Source organism: Candidatus Paceibacterota bacterium (assembly GCA_035452965.1).
Classification (GTDB): Bacteria; Verrucomicrobiota; Verrucomicrobiia; order Limisphaerales; family UBA8199; genus UBA8199.
This window is the reverse complement of record DAOTCE010000030.1, coordinates 1-18934: the sequence shown is the minus strand read 5'-3', so window position 1 is coordinate 18934 and position 18934 is coordinate 1. Positions and strand designations below refer to the sequence as shown.

The window sequence follows — 18934 nt, the reverse complement described above, 5'->3', positions numbered from 1 at the left end:
GTAGAGTGGTTTGAACAGGTTACGGTAATGAACCTACGGTGTGGATACGGTGTGGATACGGTGCGGATACGGTGTGTCTCGCTGGAGGCCGGGGGTGCTTTTCCGGGCGAAGTCGGTCGAAATCGCTCTATTTTGCCGTCTCGGGGCAGGGAACAGCCGGCAGTCAGTTGCCAGGGGTGGCGGGTTTCGAGGTGTAGGTCTCCATGCCGGCGCAGGTGCAGATCGGGTTGCGGTCGCCATAGACGTTGTCTATGCGGCCTACGGCGGGCCAGAACTTGTGCTCGTAGAGCCATTTGGCGGGAAAGGCGGCTTGCTGGCGCGAGTAAGGGTGCGGCCAGGAGTCAGCCGCGATCATGTCCGCGGTGTGGGGGGCGTTCTTGAGCAGATTGTTTTGCTTGTCGGCTTGGCCGGATTGGATAGCTGTGATCTCGGCGTGGATGCTGATCAGTGCGTCGCAGAAGCGGTCGAGTTCTTCCTTGGATTCGCTTTCGGTCGGTTCGACCATCATGGTGCCGGGCACCGGCCAGGAGATGGTCGGCGCGTGGAAGCCGTAGTCCATGAGGCGCTTGGCCACGTCCTCCACAGTAACGTCCTTGAACTGACGCAGGTCGAGGATGCACTCGTGGGCGACGAGGTTGCCGTGGCCGCGGTAGAGGACGGGGAAGTAGTCTTGCAGACGCCGGGCGATGTAGTTGGCGTTGAGAATTGCGTATTGGGTCGCCTTGGTCAGGCCGTGGGCTCCCATCGCTGCGATATAGACCCACGGAATGGGGAGTATGCTGGCACTGCCCCAGGGGGCGGCAGCAACGGCGCCTATCGGGTTTTCTCCGCCCAGCGGCACAACCGAATGTCCTGGCAGGAATTCCACCAGATGCTCCGCTACGCCAATCGGCCCCATCCCCGGGCCGCCGCCACCGTGGGGAATGCAAAAGGTCTTGTGCAGGTTCACGTGGCAGACATCGGCGCCAATATCCCGGGGCCGGCAAAGGCCAACCTGGGCGTTGAGGTTGGCTCCGTCCATATAGACCTGGCCGCCGTTGGCGTGAATGATCTCGCAGATCTCGCGAATCGCCTGCTCAAATACCCCGTGAGTGGAAGGGTAGGTGACCATCAGGGCGGCCAGGCTGGTCTTGTGCGCCTCGGCCTTGGCTCGGAGGTCGGCGACGTCAATGTTGCCGTTGGAATCGCAGTTGACGGGCACTACTTTTAAGCCGGCCATGACAGCACTGGCGGGGTTGGTGCCATGGGCCGAGGTGGGGATAAGACAGACATCGCGGTGCCCTTCACAGCGGTTGAGATGCCAGGCGCGAATGACCAGCAGGCCGGTGTATTCACCCTGCGCGCCGGCATTGGGCTGAAGGGAAATGCCCGCGAATCCGGTGATTTCCGCCAGCCATTCTTCCAACTGCTGGAACAGAATCTGGTAACCGCGCGTCTGGCGGAGCGGAGCGAAAGGGTGCAGGCGGGCCAGCTCCGGCCAGGTGACTGGAAACATCTCGCAAGCCGCGTTCAATTTCATCGTGCAGGAGCCAAGCGGAATCATGGAAGTCGTCAGGGAGAGATCGCGTGATTCCAGCCGCTTGATATAGCGCATCAGCTCGGTTTCCGAGTGGTAGCGGTTGAAGACGGGGTTAGCCAGATAGCCGCTCGTGCGTGCAAAAGGCGCCGGGTAGTCCGGCTCGATCGCGGTGGCTAGTTCATCCACACTGAAATCTGGCGGGCGGTTCTCATTGAACACCATCAGAATATCGGCGAGATCCTTCAGGGTAGTGGTTTCATCGAGCGCGATGCCAATGGTGTGCTCGTCAATGACGCGGAAGTTCATGCGCCGGGTTTCCGCAACTTTGAGGATATCTGCGGCCTTCTGCTCACCGAGCGCCACGCGGATGGTGTCGAAGAAGGTCTTAGGTCCCACCTCATAGCCGAGTCGCTTGAGCCCCCCAGCCAGGGCCAGTGCGAGCGCGTGAATGCGCTGAGCGATTTGCCGCAAACCCGCAGGTCCATGGTAGCAGGCATATATGGCGGCCATGCTGGCCAGGAGCGCCTGCGCGGTGCAGATGTTGCTGGTGGCCTTCTCCCGCCGAATGTGCTGTTCGCGGGTTTGCAGCGCCAGGCGCAGGGCAGGGCGGCCACGGGTGTCCTTCGAGACGCCAACCATGCGTCCAGGCATGCGACGCATGAAAGCATCTCGCGTTGCGAAGTAAGCCGCGTGCGGGCCGCCATAGCCCAGCGGCACGCCCAAACGTTGCGCGCTGCCAAGGGCCACGTCAGCGCCAAACTCGCCCGGCGGACGAAGCAGTGTCAGGCTCAGGAGATCCGCGGTCACCGCCACCAGGGCGCCCGCTGCATGGGCCTGCTCGATGAAACCGGAGTAGTCAAAGACTTCGCCATAGGTGGTTGGATACTGCACCAGCGCGCCAAAGACCTGGGCATCGAATCGGAATGTCTGATGGTCGCCAACCACAACCACGTTGCCCAGGGCCGCGGCGCGGGTTTTCACTACCTCAATGGTCTGGGGATGACATTCCGCCGAGACAAAGAAAGTGCTCCGGCCCGGTTTGAGCGAGTGGCACAAGGTCATGGCCTCGGCGGCGGCAGTGGCTTCGTCGAGCAGCGAAGCATTGGCCACGTCGAGGCCAGTCAGGTCTGTGACCAGGGTTTGGAAGTTAAGGAGCGCCTCCAGACGGCCTTGGGCGATCTCAGCCTGGTAAGGGGTGTAGGGAGTGTACCAGCCGGGATTTTCCAGGAGGTTGCGCTGTATTACCGCTGGCGTGACGCAGTCGGCATAGCCCATGCCGATATACGAGCGGAAGACCTGGTTGAGCGAGGCAATATCCTTGAGGGCGGTCAACACCTCTTGCTCGCCACGGGCGGCGGGTAGTTGGAGCGGTTGCCGCAGCCTGATTTGTGACGGGACCGCCTCATCAACCAGCGCTTCGAGGCTTGTAAATCCCAGCAATTTGAGCATTTCAACCGCTTCCTCCGAGCTTGGCCCGATATGGCGTCGGGGGAACTGATTGTGGGGATGAAGCAAGCCGGTGGTTCCGGTGGTGTTTGTCACCTCAATATTGCGCGACGTGGTCGAGGTGTTGTTGAGTGCTTCCGCAACAGGCATCCAGTGAAACTAAGGACCACCAGCGGCAAATCAAGAGGGATTTCGCTGCTGCTCGGCGATGCTCGGCACCTGCGCTAGGCGGCCCGCTGAGGAGTAGAGACCTGGGGATCGAGTCAAACGGGTGGTCCCTTGGACGCGGGGGCAGCGTCGCGGAACTTCACTGGCTTGTAGCTTGGTCCACAATTCCGGAAGATTTGAGATGTCCAATGTCCAAAACCGGAAAACAGGCACGAAGCGACGAGTACAAACGCCAAGCCCCGCTTTCGCGGGTTTCTGCAAAACCAAACTGTTTTCCGCTGGTCAGGTCGCAACCGAGACGGCCTCGGCTGCTACCCTATCGGGGCCAGCGCCCCGCAAAGAACGATTGTCTAAAGCTGCATCTGTGACATTGCCCGCGCGCTCCCGGTGCTCGTGAACACGGCGCCGCCCCGCGAGGGTATTCCGAAGTTGCGTAAGCTGCTCGATGGATAGGGCGGCCAGGTCATCTGTCCCGAACTTGTCGCGGGCGATCCTGGCCCAGTAGTCAGCCGAAGGCGCCAGGGCATTCACTGCGTATCTGAGGCGAATGCGCGGCTGGCTGAGTTGCCGCAGCTGCGCAGCCAGGTCAGCCGGACGGCTGTAGCTGCGAAACTCCCCAAGGACCCGGTCAAAGTCTTCATTCGTGAAAGACAGGTGCGATTTGTCAGCCCCCAGGGCCGCCGCGTGCAGGGCGCGACGATCCGGCGCGGGTAATGCGTTCGCCTTGCAATAGCGGACTACCAAGCCCCATTCTCGCCAGTAAAGGGAGTTTTGTTTTGTCGTCATACCAAATCAGGCTTCCACCGGAATGAGCTCCTCTGAAGGCGTCATTCCCCTGGGCGAATAGCCGTCAGATATGGCCGCTCGCGCAGGCTCCGCCGCGCCTCTGCGTGAGCCCGGCGGGGCAGTCGCCGGCAAAGGCTTGCGGGTCGCGGCACCATTGCCAAACCCTGCCCGCCTGGTCACCTTGCGATTGGCCTCCAAGGAGTCACCCGCAGCCAAATCAGCCCTCTGATCGGTGCTGGCCGGATTGAGCCGGAGCACTTCGGAAACAGCGGTTTTAATGTCAGTGAGTTTCACCTCCCCGCCTCGCTTGCGGGCCAAGTGCCGGGTCCTGCGGGCAATCGCCTCGACGCCCTGGAGGTAGTTCTCCGACAGCCGCGCTTCATTGGCGATGTAGCCCAGGGCATTCTCCCCAAGTTGTGGAAAGTGCTTCCGCGCCGCGGCAGTCAAGTCAGCTTCGCTCAACACCTCGGGCAGCACGCAGGGCAAAAAATCCCGCCCGAAAAACTGCGCCATGTCATACCGCGTCTTTTTCAAGAATCGGTCGATAGCACCCTTGAACGCCTGCGGAGTCACCGAGATAGCCAGTGGCAATCCGCGGTCCACGATCTCTGTGCGCACCCAGTTCAATCGGTGAGGCGGGGTGGTGGCGGTAGGGCTTGCAGGCACCATAAAATGTCCCTCGTCCAGCACCAAGAACAGCCCTCCATGCTGGATAACATATTCGACCCGCTCTTTCAGGCGCGACGGATTGCTGCCGTGGCTGAAATCAATCCCCAGGGCCTCGCCGATCCGCTTGAAGAAACTGACCATAGAATTATCACAGGGCACCCGCACCAGGCGCGCCAAGCCCGGCCGCATGTCCGCCCAGGCGGAAAGCGCTTCCGTCTTTCCGATCCGGGACCCGCCCTCGATGCGCACCATCACTCTTTCAGCCAGGGCATAGTCGAGCCGGTCGAAAATCAGCTTGGCCACCTCCGTCATCGCCAAGCGTTGCTGCACCTTGGCAGCACTCCGGTCCATAAACTCCAGCAGAGAACCTACCACGTCATGAAAGAACCAAAGCTGGCGGACACCCGCGCTCTTCTCTGTGCAAAGCGCGGTGAAATACTCCGGCAGTTGCTCCAGCGCTTCCTGCCGGCAAACATCCCGGAAAGACTCTGCGTCCATATCCTTCAAGCCCGCCTTCAACGCACTGCGGTCTCTGCCATCCATTTCGGCAACCTCCTCGGGTGTAGAGTCGGATAGTATCTCTGCCAATGTGCCGTCTCGCACCATGGCGAATCCGGGGCGGCTGTGTTCCGGCATCTCTTGGAGAATGGCGATTTTCTGCTCAAGGCCGTAGGTCTTTGCCTTAGCCTTCAACATCGTTGGCGTGCCGAGCCGCTCTGGAAACTCTGCCAGCAACTCTTCGGCAAACTTCAGCAGCCCCCCAGGGCGCAGACTCATTGCCTGTAGAAACCACAGGGTTTCGACCAAACGGGGATTCACCTCCACCTGGTCGAGCAACGCGGGGTATTCGAAATTCCGAATCGCCGCCAGTTTGGCCGCCAGCAGCTCGGGGCGGATAGGGGCGCGGCCTTTCGGGTAAGAGGGGTCGTTGCTATCGTGTCTCATGGATTAGCCTTCTGTGCTTGATCGCTGTCTTCGCTCTGCTCCTCCTCCGCGAGCAGCGCCTGCTCGAAATGCTTCAGCCGGCCAATCGCCTCCAGTGCATCGTCTGGATTGCGAACGGCGCCGGGCAGCTCAATGCCGGCCGCCGCGGCCCTCACCGAGAGCTTTCGCAGCTTCCGGCCGCGTTCACCGTCCTGTACTTTTGCTCGCGCCGTCGCCGCATTGTGGAACCGGCCCAGCTCTTTCACTTCCTCCGGCTGCTCATTGTCGTTCACAAGGGTTGAAAGAACCTCGTGTTTGATGCTGCCAAAGATTGCCTTGGCCGGCGCCATGTGGGCCTTGCGTAGCTCGTTGACTTCCGCGAGCTGCTCCCGAGTCGCGCTCATGGCCGGCAGCTTGACGGCGCGCACGGTGAAATAGTTCTTTCGGTCCAGGTCGCTCACGGTCAGCAGCTCCGGCAATTCCAGGTTGTAGAACGCCAGCACCCGCTGCCCGATCAGGCGCCCAGTATGCTCGTTGAAGTAAATACGGCGGTGTCCTCGGATCGTTAGAATGATGCCCTCCTGCCGGACGGTGATCTCCTTCCGGTGCGTCGAGAGAATGTATCGGGCATCATCCGGCAACTTCCGGAGCGGGCGGTTGCGGATTCCCTCCGCCCATGCCTCAGCCGGGGACTTGCCCTGGAGCATCTCTCCGTTCTGCGGGTCGTGGTTATATCTCTCCAGCACCGCTGAAATACGCGCGGCCCATTCGGCCTGAGTGGGAAACTGCCGCAGGGCTTCCGGGTCCTGGTTGTTGGCTCTGACGATCAGCGCCTGCTCGCGCTCCCGCTCCTCCGTGCGCTCATTGAATCCAATAAAGCCGGGGATGTATCGCATTCGTTCCTGAAGGATTCTAAAGGTCGCTTCGATTGGTTTAGCGCGCGGCGTAGTAGCGTGGCGCAGCTCCAGCTTGAGATTGACGGATGCCAGCCCATTCTCCGCCTCCCTGAAGTGAACCGGCGTCCCTTGTCCTCTTTCTCCCCTGACCAGCTTTGAGCGCCAAACTCCCCGCTCGAAGTAGTAGCCAAGCCGCGGCAGCCCGACCAGGTCATGCACCTTGAGCGTGAGGCTCCGAATGTGCTCCCCGTTATAGTGGCCCGCGATTGAAAGAAGGTCCAGCGCATAGGCCGTCGCCAGGTCCATCATCACCAGGCATTCCCCTCGCAATACCCGAAAGCGGCCGTCCGGCAGCTGTTCCTTAAAGTAATGGTTCCAAGTCACGTCGTCCGCGATGAAGAAGTCGCCCGCTTTAACACCCGACCAGTCGCGCTGAATGTAGGGGCCTCGCATCCTGGCTTGCCATGCTCCGCGGCGTAACGGCAGGCACATCTCGACCATCGGCGCGACGGCCGCCCGCACGGCGTGCGGCACTTCGCTCTTGGCAGTGCGCACGTTGAACGGATAGAAGCTGCAGAACTCCTTGCTCAGTTTGCCCTCTTCGTGCAACAGGCGATAGGCGAGCGATATGCTGCCATCATGCAGGATCGCACGATCCCGAATCGCCTCCAGGTCTTTGGGGAACTGCACCTTTCGGAACTTGCCCGACTTCACGGGCCGCAGGTCCCGCAGCGCCTCCGGCCTCCGCCCATTGGCCCTCCACAAATCCAGCTTTTCATCAAATCGCCGCCTTAGTGCGGCTTCCGTCGCGCATAGCGTCCGCTCCGGGAACGCCGTGAACAGATAATGCGCCAGCGATGCCTTGAACAGCCGCCGCTCCCGGTTTCCTTTGGTGGAATCGGGGAGCGGTGCCGTTTCCCGCTCGTAATCGCGAAAGGCCGCATCCCAAAGGAACTGCCGATCTGCCGGCGTTGGGTGTTGCCGGTCTTCTAGCGCTGCAATCACTTCGTCAAGCTCGCGGTGTTGGAATCGGTTGCGGACAACTTCCGTTTTCGCAGCCGGCGCAGCAAATGCCCGGTCATCCAGGTAGATTTCCAGGCGCTGCCAGTTTTCTTCCCCGGCATCCCGCTCAATGGTGCGGTGCAACAGCCGGCGCCAGTGTCGGCCCGAAATCGCATACCCGAAATGCGCCTTGAAATCTTCCAGCCCCGCCTGCTCGACCTGGGCAGCCGCCGTGCCCGGGGTTCTGCGCATCTCCAGCGCTCGCGCCAGGGCATTTTGAAGCTTTACGGCCTTGCCCCGCTGGTGCTCGGGGACCTGGTCCCAGGGCAGGGGGCATTTCCACGGCTCGCGCAGGTCTGCCAGAAACTGCTCTCCATTTTCAAACCCCCTCCTCACGCCGCGCTGTGTGATCTTAAGCTGCCAATCCAGCGGCAGTGCACCAAATGGCCAAGCTGCCGCGCCCTGGTCGCTGGTTGCTTCCGGACCAGTCGGCGGAAGCCCATCAAGCCCGGCGTACACCGCCTGCCTCGTGATGCCTGCTGCCTGGGCAATCTGCACCGCGGTGAACCGGTCATTGATTGGACGTTTGCTACTCATAATCAAAGGCGTCGTCATGCAGTTGCGGAAGCGTTAGTCATTACTCCCCCCCTGCCGCGCATCGCCTCCAACTGCGCCTTGCCCAGGGCGACCAGGGTGGTGGTGTTCTTGGCGGTAGTTTCCGCGGCACCGCGGCCCATGCCGCCGCCGAAGACGAAGCCGATCCGCTCCAGATCGGTGACTTGCGGCCTTTGCCCGCCTCCTTTGCCAGTGTCCAGGCTAAGCCGCTCGCCAGCGGACTCGGCCTGACCAGAGGATGCCGCCTTCCGGCCTTTGCGCTGTCCCAGCAACCCGGCCGCGAGTTCCTTGAATGCCTCCTGGGCCGGCCCGCCGGACTGAGCCTGCGCCCGTCCGAATGCCTGCGCCATGCCGGACACGTACTTTCCGTATCGGCTTGTGCCGGCCCCAAAGAGCTCGTCCAGCATCTTGTTTGCCCCGGAGGCGTTCTCCTTCTCGTCAGCAAACCTCGCTCCAAAATCCCCGGCTTTGTAACCCTTCAAACCAAGCGCCTTGCCCAGTCTCGGGATCTTTCCGACCCATTCAAATAAGACGTCAAAGGCTTGGCCAATCGCCGCCTTCAAGATCACTCCCAGGTTCAGAAACGATTTAGCGATGACCGCGATTGCTATATAAAACTCCCCGACCATTCTATTCCATATTGCAGCCCAAAAACCGCCGTCCCCCAACAGCCCAAAGAGCATATTGCCCAGGTACTCTATCGCCGCGGAGAATCCTTTCGAGAGCAGTTCCAGGACCTTGCCCTGGGCGAACGCCTCTGCCAGCACGTCAAAGGCGTCCCCGATTGCGTCCGAGAGCGGCGTCAGGTCAATGTTGTTGATCCAGTTCAGCACCTGCTCAATCGCAGGCGCGATCTTCTCCGCGATGGTCAGGAACAGCGGATCGAGCTTCTGTTTCGCCCTGCCGACCGCTTTATCAATAGTGTCGAACAGCGCCGCCACCCGCTGAAATACCTGCGCCTGCGCCCGCGCCCCGGCCATCGCGTCGTTGAAATCCTTCATCTGGCGCGATGCCTGCACCATGTCGGCAGCCATGCCGCGGCCGAATATCTTGCCGGCAAAGGCGCTGGCGCTGGTCTGGTCCATGCCGGCCATCCTGCCGAGCACGCTCTGCATGGCCCCGCCCGCCCCGGCCTTTTTCAGCTCCTCAACCGACAGGCCCGCTTGCGCAAAAATGGACTTGGTATCCTCCCCCAATTCATTGACCCCTCCCAGAGACTTGTTGAGCATGAACAGCGCCGACCCGACCGAGTCCGCCGATATACCGACCGCCTCAAAGCCTTTCTGCAACTGAAACAGGTTAGCGACCGACACCCCCGTCCTCTTCGACAGGTCACTCAGCGACGCGCCCTTGTCCAACTGGTCCCAGACGCGCCCAACCACCGCGCCGAGCCCTTTGAATGTCGCAGTGAGTGCCGTCACCGCTGTCGCGGAGACGTTCAACGCGCTCAATGCCTTGGAAACCTCCAGACCGAGTGTGAATTGTAATACGCCTGCCATAAAGTCTATGCAACGTTGTCCAAATGATCCGCCCGGATTAGGTCGGGCGCATTCGCCGCGACGAAATCCAACTCTGGCCGCGAAACCTGTTGTAAGACAAAGTCCATTGCGGCCTTGGTAAACTCAGCCCGCCCGCGATTCAAAAGCGTTTCCAGCTCATCTGGAGCGTGGCTGGCGACAAACATGAACTCCGCCAGCTGTTCAACGGTGAGCCCCTTCATCGCCCGGCGGAAAGCCAGCTCGACCCCACTCCGCGATCCCGAGCGCTGAGCGGCTACCAGCTCAGCCGAAACCCATGGGGAGCCCAAGCGATCCAATATCCCCAGGTGGCGAAAGGTTGGAGACACGCTGATAGTGGGAAGAACGGCCTGGCGCGAACCCATAACGCCAGGCCGTTGACCGCGCGTGCAATTCGCGGGCCCTTCGCCGGCCGCCCGCGCAAGGGGCGCGGCACCTGTGCGCTTGCTTCCACCTAAATCCGAAACGCCCACCCCGGCAAGCCCGCTTGTCGGGTCAACCCCGGCACGAGAAGGCTCTCCGCCGAGCGCCGCGCAGGGCGCCAGCGCATTTGAATGAACAAACCGGGTAACCCTGCCGATCAGTAGGCAAAAGCCCCTATAAGCCCTTTGTGGAAGCAGTTTCACGCCTGCACCCCCGAAAGCCTTAAAGCCGTCGCGCGGTCATACAGCTGCCACGCCAGGGCTTCCGGCCAAAGCTCAGCGACAAGCGGGGCGACCGCTGCATAACCCCCCGTTTCGAACAGCTTCTTCAAACCATACAAGTGGCTCGGACTGGACCCCGTCAAGATGGCCATTTGGTGCACCGAGAAACCCTCTTCGATGGATTTCTGAACGAGCTTCCACAAGACCAGGCGAATTAAATCCCCCTGCAAAGCCGCCCGCCGGTCTGCCCGCCGCGCAGCCCTTCGCTGCTTGGGCCTTCGTTTAGAAGACACGCCGGCGGGTAGGTGTCGGAGGGGTGGGGTCTGCGGGGGCTCCAGATCCCCCGGCTGCCCCACACCCTCCGACGCGAGAGAAATGGGCTGATTGCCAAACGGGACCCCGGGTCCCGCAAGGTCCCGCGCAGATTTAGAAGAGTTGTGGCGCTCAATCATGACTAAAACCTCCAGCGCTTATGGACACGCTTCCCCACTCTCGAACCGGTGCACATTGGCAAAAATCTCGCGAACGGCTGGCCCAGCGTCTCGCACATCAAGGGAGCAGTCGAAATACCTAACCCATCGCGCAGCCTTCTCAACCTGCTCCTTCGTTGCCACTTCCGTACTGGTTTCCGCCGACCCCACTGCCCCGGCCGTGGCCAGACTCTGGAGCCGCTGACGCGCAAGCCCCAAGTACCTTGTCCGGATGTCGCCGATAGCGTGATGTATCTCGCTCTGCAAGCGCTGGATCTTTTCGTTGAGCTTCCGCCGCACCCCAGGCAAGGCGCTCAGCTTCGCGTAAATCGCCCGCAGTTCGTTTATTGCTACGGAGCCTTGCTCGTCGGCTGGGCCATCGTCCCTGCCGGCATACTTGATCAGCAACCCAACGCCGCCGAAAGGGGCTAGCTCGGCCGCCCGCTTCTCCGCATCGGTTCGCAGACCGGCCTCTTGATTTGAGAGGTCGGCCAACTGGAGCGCGAACTGGTCATGCTTATCCGCCAGATTCAGTATATTCTTGTCGATCATATTCATTCTCTAGGGTGGGCTGTTTCAACGGCAGCGGTCTGGCCGAACGCGGCGGCATGGAGCAGCACGGCCTCGTTAAAATCTGCTTTGGACCGGCACCCGCTAAAATCGAAGCCGAGCAGGCCCGCGGCACACCTCAGCGCCGACCGGCTTGTAAGGAACGGGTCAAGGCCGAAGAGCTGCACACACCTCCGCCTGGCTGCAAGTGTCCGCGCGTTCGACCATAAAGCCCATTGATAATCCAGCGCCCGCTCGATCTTCCACCGGGTAATTTTGTGCGGGAAGCCACAAAAGGCCTGGACGCGGATACCCACCGGCGAGAGCCGGGCTTTCAAAGCCAGATCGCGCCAGGTTAAACCCTCATCTCGCATCAAGCGCACGAGCGCAGCCGTGGCAAGCCACTGCGGCCCATCCTGTGAATTGGTAAAAGTTTGGATCATGTTGGCAAAAAAGAAGCGCTCTTCGGCACTACCCCCAGCCGAACGCCCTCCTCAAAGTGGACGCGCCGAAACTCTTCTACCAACTCGACACGGCGCAGATACAGGCGGCTGCTACCAATGGGTCCGGTGAGAATTTTGTGGGCGCGAATTGCCGCTCCGCTTCGGTTTGGCTCCCGCTCTAGTAGCAGCCGATCTTCAGCAGAGAGCAGCAAGAACCTAGATTTCCACGCCGCCGCTGCCCAGGCCGCAATGGTCCGCGGTCCCAGCGTCGGGAGCCCTGCTTCAGAATGCAACGGATAGCCGCTCAAATACTCGGCCAAAAGACCAGCCCACCCAACACAAGCACGGTCAAAGAGCGGGACGCGGTCGGAGTCTGTGGCCGCCAGCGTGATACCACCCCGGACGCGGCCGTCAAACGCAACCTCCAAGAACGCCCTCGCCTGGATTCCAAGCGAACTACACACCGTTTCATGGCCACACTCGTGCGCGGCGATGCAATGATAAAGAAACTCGGTAGTCACGCGGAGCGCTCCGTTGAGGGAATCGGCGGCCGGCGCCCGCGATTATCCGCTCGGTTGCCCCCCAGGAACGCCCAGTAGCGACGCATCAGCAGTTGACTCTGGCGTCGCCCATGCAGCACAGACCACAGATGTCCACGGGTCACACCGAGGGCGGCGGCGGCGGCCACAATTCCCTTGATTCTACGGCCTCGGCGCCGCACTGTCGTCGGTGTTGCTTCATCTGTCATGGTTGAAGTGTAGTCAACTTAAGTGGTATCCGCAACAAAAAAGTGAATGATGATTCACCATTCGCGGAACGCCTTAAGGCCCTGATCCAGGAGCGCGGCTTGACCCAGCTGCAGGTCGGGCGGGCCGCTGGCGTCTCCAAGAACGCCGTGGGCAAATGGCTGCGCGGAGCCGTCCCAGGAGCGCGTGAGTTGTTCAAGCTTGCCCGCGCGTTCGAAAAGCCGATGGAGTGGTTCTTTGAGGGAGAACCTCCCGCACCTGCATCCGAGGCCGACAAATCAGCCCTCCACACCTCGCCAGCGGAAATGCCCGCCGATAAGTTCCTTGCTGCCACCCGGGCTCTTGGCCTCTCCTCCCCGCGGGACCTGGAGCGGATCATGGAGCTTTCAACCCACTACCGCCAGATCTGGACACCCACGCCAACTGGATTTGAGATGCGCTACGAGCCGATCCACCAAGATGCGGCCCCCCATAAAGAATCTTCAAATAGAGTGTTGACGGATGTTGCCGCATCCGGCAATGTTGCCGCAATGCAGGACCAGATGCGACAGTTGCGAGCCCGGCTGTTCAAGGTAACAGCGGTGAGAGGACAGAAGGCCGCGTTAGCGAAATGGCTTGGTGTAAGCCTCTCAAGCATCTCGACCTGGCTGGCGGGGAAACGAGAACCCGGCGGCGAAACTGCCCTCCGGTTGCTTCACTGGGTCGAGCAGCAAGAGGCACAAAGAAAACAAAGCCCCGGCAGTGTGTCACCACTACCAGGGCCAAAGACTCAAGTCAGGAAGTCCTATGAAAAGAGAACCAAACCGAGTCCACAAAAAGGCTAGTGCCACCAGGCGGCGAAAGCAACGCCTATCGCTCTGCTCCGCGCACACTCCAGTCGAACAACCCGACTCCAATAGGGCACTAGTTGACCCGCTGCGGGTGGCATGGTCTGACGTGTGCGAGTTGGGACAGGACATAGAAATCACCGTCGCGATGCTAGACCTGCTCGTGGCGGAGTTTTCCAGAACCCGCGAGGCTGTCCCCCACCCCAACGACCGCGCCCAGCGTGCCATCGCTGGTCTTGCTCAATTGGTTAACTTTATGGTGGATAACGGTCTGTTAGAACACTACAGGTCTGCTCGCAATAACCTAGAGTCCGTTATGCGCGGGCGCATAACCGTATGCCGGGGAACGGCTTTGTACCGAGTTGCGCTCAGGGGCCCCGAGTCTTTCACGCTAGCGCAGGGGAGCGCCTCTGAATGAAGGCCAGCCACTCTTCCACACCGCGCAAGGCCGCAGGGGTTGCACGCCACCCCAAGCCGCCGCTCCTGTTCCTTCGCCGCCGCCTGATTTCGCGGCACTGGATGCGTCTGCAACTCGTCGCCGCCAGCACCGGCCGTGTGCTTGTGACGTTCCTTGTATCCCCCCGGAACTTCACCGAGGCCGCCAGCATCGCCGGCCAGACCGGCGTCAATTTCGGGGACTTCCTGGATGAAGCTATCCAGTGTGCCCTGATCCGTCGGCGGTTTCTAACACAGAGACGGAGGACCGCGTGAAAGCCGGCAAACCCACTACGAGACGCCAGCAGCCGAAACTCATCGAGGAGCCCTCCGGCGACCTGGCTAGAGCGAACTACTGGGTAAAGGTCGGCTTGCTACAAAGCCAGGTGAAGGCCCTGACCCGCCTCGGAAAACGCTGGACAAACAGCAAGTCGCCATGCACCCAGGCCGCTCGGCTTTTAATCTCACTGGGGCTGCTCAATGAAGCTGATACCGAGGCGAAACTGCGCGTCCTCGCCAACTATATGGAATCCGAAGGCTTCCAGACGCTTGGCCAGTATTGCGCCGGCCCGATGCGGGCAAAGGAACTGCTCCGGAAATAACGCGGTATGTCCAATCGCCACGCCGGCCAGCACCTGGTCGGCGTGGCTCTTGGCCAGCAGAGGACAGCGGGGCAGGCACACCCCATGCCGGCGCGTGTCGATGCTGGAAGAGCGCGCGACGTTCCGCGAACCCTACGCCGACGGCCAGCCAACCACCCGCATCAGCTCGGCCGCCCTGGTCAGCCCGCTTATCTACTCCGTGTGCCAGGAATGTACTATGATGCCCCCTTTGACCGACATTGACACCGAAACAAATGGCACGAGTAGCCCCGCGGCGACCAGAAATTCCGGCCCCCATCCAACGGGAAGAAGCACACGATCCTCAAGCGAATTTGATCTAGGCCTGGAGCTTCTGGCGCGCCACCTGCATCGGGGCCTGTGTGTCCCATTGGAAGTGTGATCGCAGCTGTCGCCGGCTGCTCGAAGCAAAATCATGAGTGAACTGGAAGCTGCGATAAAAGCCTATTCGGAGGCGTTCTCGAACCTGGACGAGCTAATGGTGCCGCAACTGATGGAGCTGCCTGAGTTCGCAGGTTTTCTCATGGCCGGAGTGAAGGCCAGCAGACCACGCACCCGAGAGGACGCTGAGAAGGAATTTGGTGCGATTGCCTGGGACTGGTAATGGCCTCAATCAGCTTCAACATCACCCGCAACGACATCAGCCCTGCCCTCACCCGCCCAGCCGGCCCCCTGGCACAGTGCGGCAGGGCTCCACCCGCTCGCCACCGCCAGGCCCTGGCACCGCCGCCGCGCCATCCCCGCGAGCCCACGGCGGGCACCCCGCCAGGTCGCCCGCCGGATCGGTCCGACCAAGCGACCAGGGCCAAGCCTCATTACTCCCGGCTCGGAAGAGCAGGGGACGGGTCGGCCCGTCAAGGCTGGTCCTGGTGCCCTTCACTGGCGCTGCACCCTCAACTCCGCCGAGGAAACAGCCCCCGAAAAGGCGGTGCCTCATTTCTGGACACCGTCCAATTCCAGTCAAAACCGGCTTCCGCGGTTGACAACCTCCCTCGCGGCGTGACAATTCCGGCAATTCCGAATGTCCAAAGCAGAATCCCCAATGTTTTCAGGCCTTCTCTGCTTGGACATGAGGAGTTGGCGGGATTGTCACGGCCTCCAAAAAACTGCCGGAATTGTCCTCGCGCCTTGGCATGAGCCAATGCCCTCACACCCCAATAAAACCGGCCTATTCGCAGCTATTCTGCCTTTTCCGGCCTTAATCTGCTTTTGCCGGATTTGTCGGCCAAGGCACAAACTCCGTTACAGTGCCGAAACCATCCTTGGCGTATTGAATATAATAAACATTGTGCGTTCTATATAAGCTGGTTGAGTTGCTCTTGCTGAAGCAGGCACTAGAGCCTGTCGTTATTGGGCTGTGGCCCTGAACCCTGTCCAACTGCGGGTCCTCTTTAGTGTGCAGGCTGAATGGTTCTCACCAGTTCCCCCAGCCAAAGCGGTCGGTTATCGGCCAGTAGACGAAGAAAGACTTGCCGATCACATTGGTTGCTGAGAAGTCTCCCCACGCGCGGGAGTCCAAGCTATTCATGGTGTTATCCCCCATGACCATGTAATGATCGGGCGCCACGACCACGCCGTCAGGCTTGTTTTGAAAGTATGGCGCGAGATATGGAAAACCCACGTGGCCGGAATACTGGCTGTCGCTCGGGGGCAGCTTGGGATTGAATGAATAGACGTTCTCAAAATGTGGCGTTGAGGCGTCCAGGCGCTTGCCGTTGATAATCAGGTGGCGGTCATCACCAAGCTGAACGCGGTCACCGCCCATGGCGACCATCCGCTTGATGTAGAATTGGTCCTGTGGCAAGCCGTCGATGCCCTTGGTCTCGAAGACGATTATTTCCCCACGCTTCGGCCGGCGGAAATTGTAGGTCATTCGGTCAACAAACAGATGGTCTCCGGCACTCACCTTCAGCTTAATTATGTCATCTCCTTTTTGAAAGGACTGGCCGAAGCGCAGGTTGGCCCGCGCCTCGAGAGTGCCGGCTGGCGGTGCGCCGTAGTCGGGTGGGAACCAAATCATGAATGTCTTGCCGCCGGCAACAATCTTCTGCCATATGTTGAATATTAGAATACGGAATGGGCGTTCCACCAGCTCCAGCGGACCATCGTTCTGCGCCACCAGGTGGATGTAGGAGACTCCCTCGAACCATTGGCGAACTCGGGTGAGACCAGTGGGGATCTTGGTTTGCGTGTGCTCAAGCAGGTTCTCCGAGGTTACGCCATAGAGGGTGGGCTGCATGGAGCCAGTAGGAATCTTGAACGGCTGCAGGAAGAAGGTGCGGATACCCATGGCCACAGCCAGTGCCACCAGCAAGACTTCGAAGTTCTCACGCCAGGCGGCATGAGGATACGGCTTGAGCCACTTATTGGCTTGCTTCTCCAGGTGCTCCATCTGCTTCTCCAGGGCCGCTTTGTCGGACTTTTCGGCGACAGCCTTCCGGCAGTCCTCTATTGCAGCCTGGACTGCCTCGATGGCTTGCGGCGACAGGATGTCACGCTGGTGGTGGAGCAGTTTCTGGACGTGCTTCCGCATGGCCGTGGCCTGCCGGACCGTTTTGGATAGAAACCATTGGAGGATCATGAGGCCTGGATTGGGTGGGTTGTTCGATAGGGAGAGCAGCAGCAGTATATCAGCGGACAACGCGTCATGCTTTAAGCACTTCAATGAAGGCTTCCTGGGGGATGTTGACCGACCCGAAGGACTTCATGCGCTTCTTCCCCTCCTTCTGCTTCTCGAGGAGTTTGCGTTTGCGAGTGATGTCGCCCCCGTAGCACTTGGCGGTGACATCTTTGCGCAGCGCACCGACGGTTTCGCGGGCGATGACTTTGCCGCCGATGGCGGCTTGGATGGCTACGGCATACTGCTGGCGCGGGATCACCTGCTTGAGCTTGGCCGCCAGGGCGCGTCCCCTGCCCTCCGCTTTGTCACGGTGCACAATGCACGAGAAAGCATCCACGGCTTCCCCATTGACCAGCACGTCGAGTTTGACCATGTCCGATTCCCGATAGTCGCCGTGTTCATAGTCCATTGATCCGTAGCCTCGCGTGATGCTCTTGATGCGGTCATGGAAATCAATGAGAATCTCATTCAGCGGAAGGAGACCGGTCAGCATAACACGGCGTGAATCCAGGGTTTCTGTGTGGTCCACCGCGCCGCGTTTTTCGCTGATGAGCGCCATCATGTCTCCGATGTATTCGTTTGGGCAGATGACAAAGACTTTGACCATCGGCTCAGCGATTTCCTTGATATAGGTCGGCTCGGGCAGATAGGCTGGATTGTCAATTTCCTTGACCGTCCCGTCGGTGAGGATCACGCGATAAATGACGCTGGGATAGGTGGCGATAATGTCCATCCCATATTCCCGGCGCAGGCGCTCCTGGACGATCTCCAGGTGCAGCAGACCCAGGAATCCGCAACGGAAACCAAAACCCAGGGCCACGGAAGTCTCGGGCTGGTACAGAAAAGCCGAGTCGTTCAATTGGAGCTTTGCCAGGTTGGCCTTGAGGTGCTCGTAATCTCCTGTGTTGATCGGGTAGATCCCGCTAAACACCATGGGGTGAATCTCCTTGAACCCTGGCAGCGCCGGCGATGGATGCCGGGCGTCAGTGATGGTGTCGCCCATCTTCACTTCCTGCGGGCTCTTGATATTGGCTGTCATGTAGCCGGTCTCGCCAACCTCCAGGCGCTCGCGAACGTAAGGCTTGGGATTGAAACTGCCGACCTCCTTGACCTCGACGTTCTTTCCGGAGTGCAGCAGCTTTACGTGGATTCCGGGCTTCAGTTCTCCGTTGAAGACGCGCACGTGGGTTACTACCCCTTTGTAAGTATCGAAATATGAATCAAAACCGAGGGCCTGAAGCGAGGGCGCGCCGGTTGGGATTGGCGGGGGAATTCGTGCCACGATGGCCTCGAGTACCTCGTCAATGCCGATGCCCTCCTTGGCACTGGCCAAGATGGCCGAATCGCCCGGAATCGCAAGGATGTCCTCCAACTGCCGCTTTGCCTGCACGACGTCGGCATGTGGCAAATCTATCTTGTTGATGACGGGGATGATGGCGAGGTTCTGCTTCATCGCCAGGTGGACATTGGCGACGGTTTGGGCTTCCACACCCTGGGCGGCATCAACTATCAGCAATGCCCCTTCGCAGGCGCTTAGACTCCGTGACACCTCGTAGGAGAAATCCACGTGGCCGGGGGTATCAATCAGGTTCAATTCGTAGGTCTGTCCGTCTTTGGCCTGGTAATGCATCGTTACCGGGTGCGCCTTGATGGTAATGCCGCGCTCCTTCTCCAGGTCCATGGAATCCAGCAGTTGGTCCTCCATCTCGCGGGTGCTGATGGTGCCGGTTCGGTGCAGCAGCCGGTCAGAAAGCGTCGTTTTCCCATGATCAATATGGGCGATAATGCTGAAGTTTCTAATGTGCGCTGCGTCCATTTTCCAATAATTACAGGCTCAAGCCCGTTCCATGCCGGCCCGGGAAAGAGATATTACTCCATCCGCGGAAAGATGCCTAACTCAGTTCGCCGGAGTGGCGGCCTTGAGGCACGAATAAGGATACTTGCCCCAAGCTCAAAGGAAAGGGAATTCCCCCTTCTGCTGGTATTGCCTGAATCCTTAGCGAAGCACACTTTGCCGCTCAGCAATGTGGGGAACGGA

Annotated in this window: 14 protein-coding genes; 4 read left to right on the top strand and 10 right to left on the bottom strand. The window is 60.2% G+C overall.

Annotation, left to right across the window (positions count from 1 at the left end; translation table 11 throughout):
- Positions 1-163 precede the first annotated feature (163 nt).
- The 8 genes from gcvP to P5205_17675 all read right to left on the bottom strand — a co-directional run bounded on the left by gcvP (position 164) and on the right by P5205_17675 (position 11648).
- Positions 164-3115, bottom strand: a complete 2952-nt coding sequence (gene gcvP, locus P5205_17710; GenBank protein ID HSA12201.1) for an aminomethyl-transferring glycine dehydrogenase — start codon at positions 3113-3115, stop codon at positions 164-166.
- A 300-nt stretch (positions 3116-3415) separates the two neighbouring features.
- Positions 3416-3919 (bottom strand): hypothetical protein, encoded by a 504-nt coding sequence (locus tag P5205_17705; protein HSA12200.1) that lies wholly within the window; start codon positions 3917-3919, stop codon positions 3416-3418.
- Between the two features lie 6 nt (positions 3920-3925).
- The gene (locus tag P5205_17700; GenBank protein HSA12199.1) at positions 3926-5533 is read right to left on the bottom strand and encodes a hypothetical protein; all 1608 of its coding nucleotides are present in this window, start codon (positions 5531-5533) and stop codon (positions 3926-3928) included.
- Positions 5530-8007 carry a hypothetical protein gene (locus P5205_17695; protein HSA12198.1) on the bottom strand — a complete coding sequence of 826 codons (2478 nt, stop codon included), beginning with the start codon at positions 8005-8007 and terminating at the stop codon, positions 5530-5532. The genes P5205_17700 and P5205_17695 overlap by 4 nt, the downstream gene beginning before the upstream one ends.
- A gap of 14 nt (positions 8008-8021) precedes the next feature.
- Positions 8022-9524, bottom strand: coding sequence for a hypothetical protein (locus tag P5205_17690; protein ID HSA12197.1), 1503 nt, complete (start codon positions 9522-9524; stop codon positions 8022-8024).
- 5 nt (positions 9525-9529) lie between these two features.
- The gene (locus P5205_17685; protein HSA12196.1) at positions 9530-9745 is read right to left on the bottom strand and encodes a hypothetical protein; all 216 of its coding nucleotides are present in this window, start codon (positions 9743-9745) and stop codon (positions 9530-9532) included.
- Positions 9746-10656: 911 nt separating this feature from the next.
- Complete coding sequence (locus P5205_17680) at positions 10657-11208, bottom strand: hypothetical protein (GenBank protein HSA12195.1); 552 nt, start codon at positions 11206-11208, stop codon at positions 10657-10659.
- Between the two features lie 2 nt (positions 11209-11210).
- A complete protein-coding gene (locus P5205_17675) occupies positions 11211-11648 on the bottom strand; it encodes a hypothetical protein (GenBank protein ID HSA12194.1) in 438 nt (145 codons plus the stop codon).
- Between the two features lie 790 nt (positions 11649-12438).
- Between P5205_17675 and P5205_17670 the strand changes: the two genes are divergently transcribed.
- The 4 genes from P5205_17670 to P5205_17655 all read left to right on the top strand — a co-directional run bounded on the left by P5205_17670 (position 12439) and on the right by P5205_17655 (position 14880).
- Positions 12439-13218 carry a helix-turn-helix transcriptional regulator gene (locus P5205_17670; GenBank protein ID HSA12193.1) on the top strand — a complete coding sequence of 260 codons (780 nt, stop codon included), beginning with the start codon at positions 12439-12441 and terminating at the stop codon, positions 13216-13218.
- A gap of 522 nt (positions 13219-13740) precedes the next feature.
- The gene (locus P5205_17665) at positions 13741-13932 is read left to right on the top strand and encodes a hypothetical protein (protein HSA12192.1); all 192 of its coding nucleotides are present in this window, start codon (positions 13741-13743) and stop codon (positions 13930-13932) included.
- Positions 13929-14258, top strand: a complete 330-nt coding sequence (locus P5205_17660) for a hypothetical protein (protein HSA12191.1) — start codon at positions 13929-13931, stop codon at positions 14256-14258. The genes P5205_17665 and P5205_17660 overlap by 4 nt, the downstream gene beginning before the upstream one ends.
- 433 nt (positions 14259-14691) lie before the next feature.
- The gene (locus P5205_17655; protein HSA12190.1) at positions 14692-14880 is read left to right on the top strand and encodes a hypothetical protein; all 189 of its coding nucleotides are present in this window, start codon (positions 14692-14694) and stop codon (positions 14878-14880) included.
- 810 nt (positions 14881-15690) lie between these two features.
- On the opposite strand, the gene lepB is transcribed toward P5205_17655, so the two are convergent.
- Positions 15691-16917, bottom strand: a complete 1227-nt coding sequence (lepB, locus tag P5205_17650) for a signal peptidase I (protein ID HSA12189.1) — start codon at positions 16915-16917, stop codon at positions 15691-15693.
- Between the two features lie 4 nt (positions 16918-16921).
- Positions 16922-18712 carry a translation elongation factor 4 gene (gene lepA, locus P5205_17645; protein ID HSA12188.1) on the bottom strand — a complete coding sequence of 597 codons (1791 nt, stop codon included), beginning with the start codon at positions 18710-18712 and terminating at the stop codon, positions 16922-16924.
- Between the last annotated feature and the right edge of the window lie 222 nt (positions 18713-18934).

Bases quoted from the DNA above. Each gene is read 5' to 3' on its own strand.
- P5205_17690 (HSA12197.1), bottom strand. From the start codon at position 9,524: ATGGCAGGCGTATTACAATTCACACTCGGTCTGGAGGTTTCCAAGGCA.
- P5205_17665 (HSA12192.1), top strand. From the start codon at position 13,741: ATGCGTCTGCAACTCGTCGCCGCCAGCACCGGCCGTGTGCTTGTGACG.
- P5205_17695 (HSA12198.1), bottom strand. From the start codon at position 8,007: ATGAGTAGCAAACGTCCAATCAATGACCGGTTCACCGCGGTGCAGATT.
- P5205_17680 (HSA12195.1), bottom strand. From the start codon at position 11,208: ATGATCGACAAGAATATACTGAATCTGGCGGATAAGCATGACCAGTTC.
- gcvP (HSA12201.1), bottom strand. From the start codon at position 3,115: ATGCCTGTTGCGGAAGCACTCAACAACACCTCGACCACGTCGCGCAAT.
- P5205_17685 (HSA12196.1), bottom strand. From the start codon at position 9,745: ATGAAGGGGCTCACCGTTGAACAGCTGGCGGAGTTCATGTTTGTCGCC.
- lepA (HSA12188.1), bottom strand. From the start codon at position 18,712: ATGGACGCAGCGCACATTAGAAACTTCAGCATTATCGCCCATATTGAT.
- P5205_17705 (HSA12200.1), bottom strand. From the start codon at position 3,919: ATGACGACAAAACAAAACTCCCTTTACTGGCGAGAATGGGGCTTGGTA.
- P5205_17675 (HSA12194.1), bottom strand. From the start codon at position 11,648: ATGATCCAAACTTTTACCAATTCACAGGATGGGCCGCAGTGGCTTGCC.
- P5205_17700 (HSA12199.1), bottom strand. From the start codon at position 5,533: ATGAGACACGATAGCAACGACCCCTCTTACCCGAAAGGCCGCGCCCCT.
- P5205_17655 (HSA12190.1), top strand. From the start codon at position 14,692: ATGAGTGAACTGGAAGCTGCGATAAAAGCCTATTCGGAGGCGTTCTCG.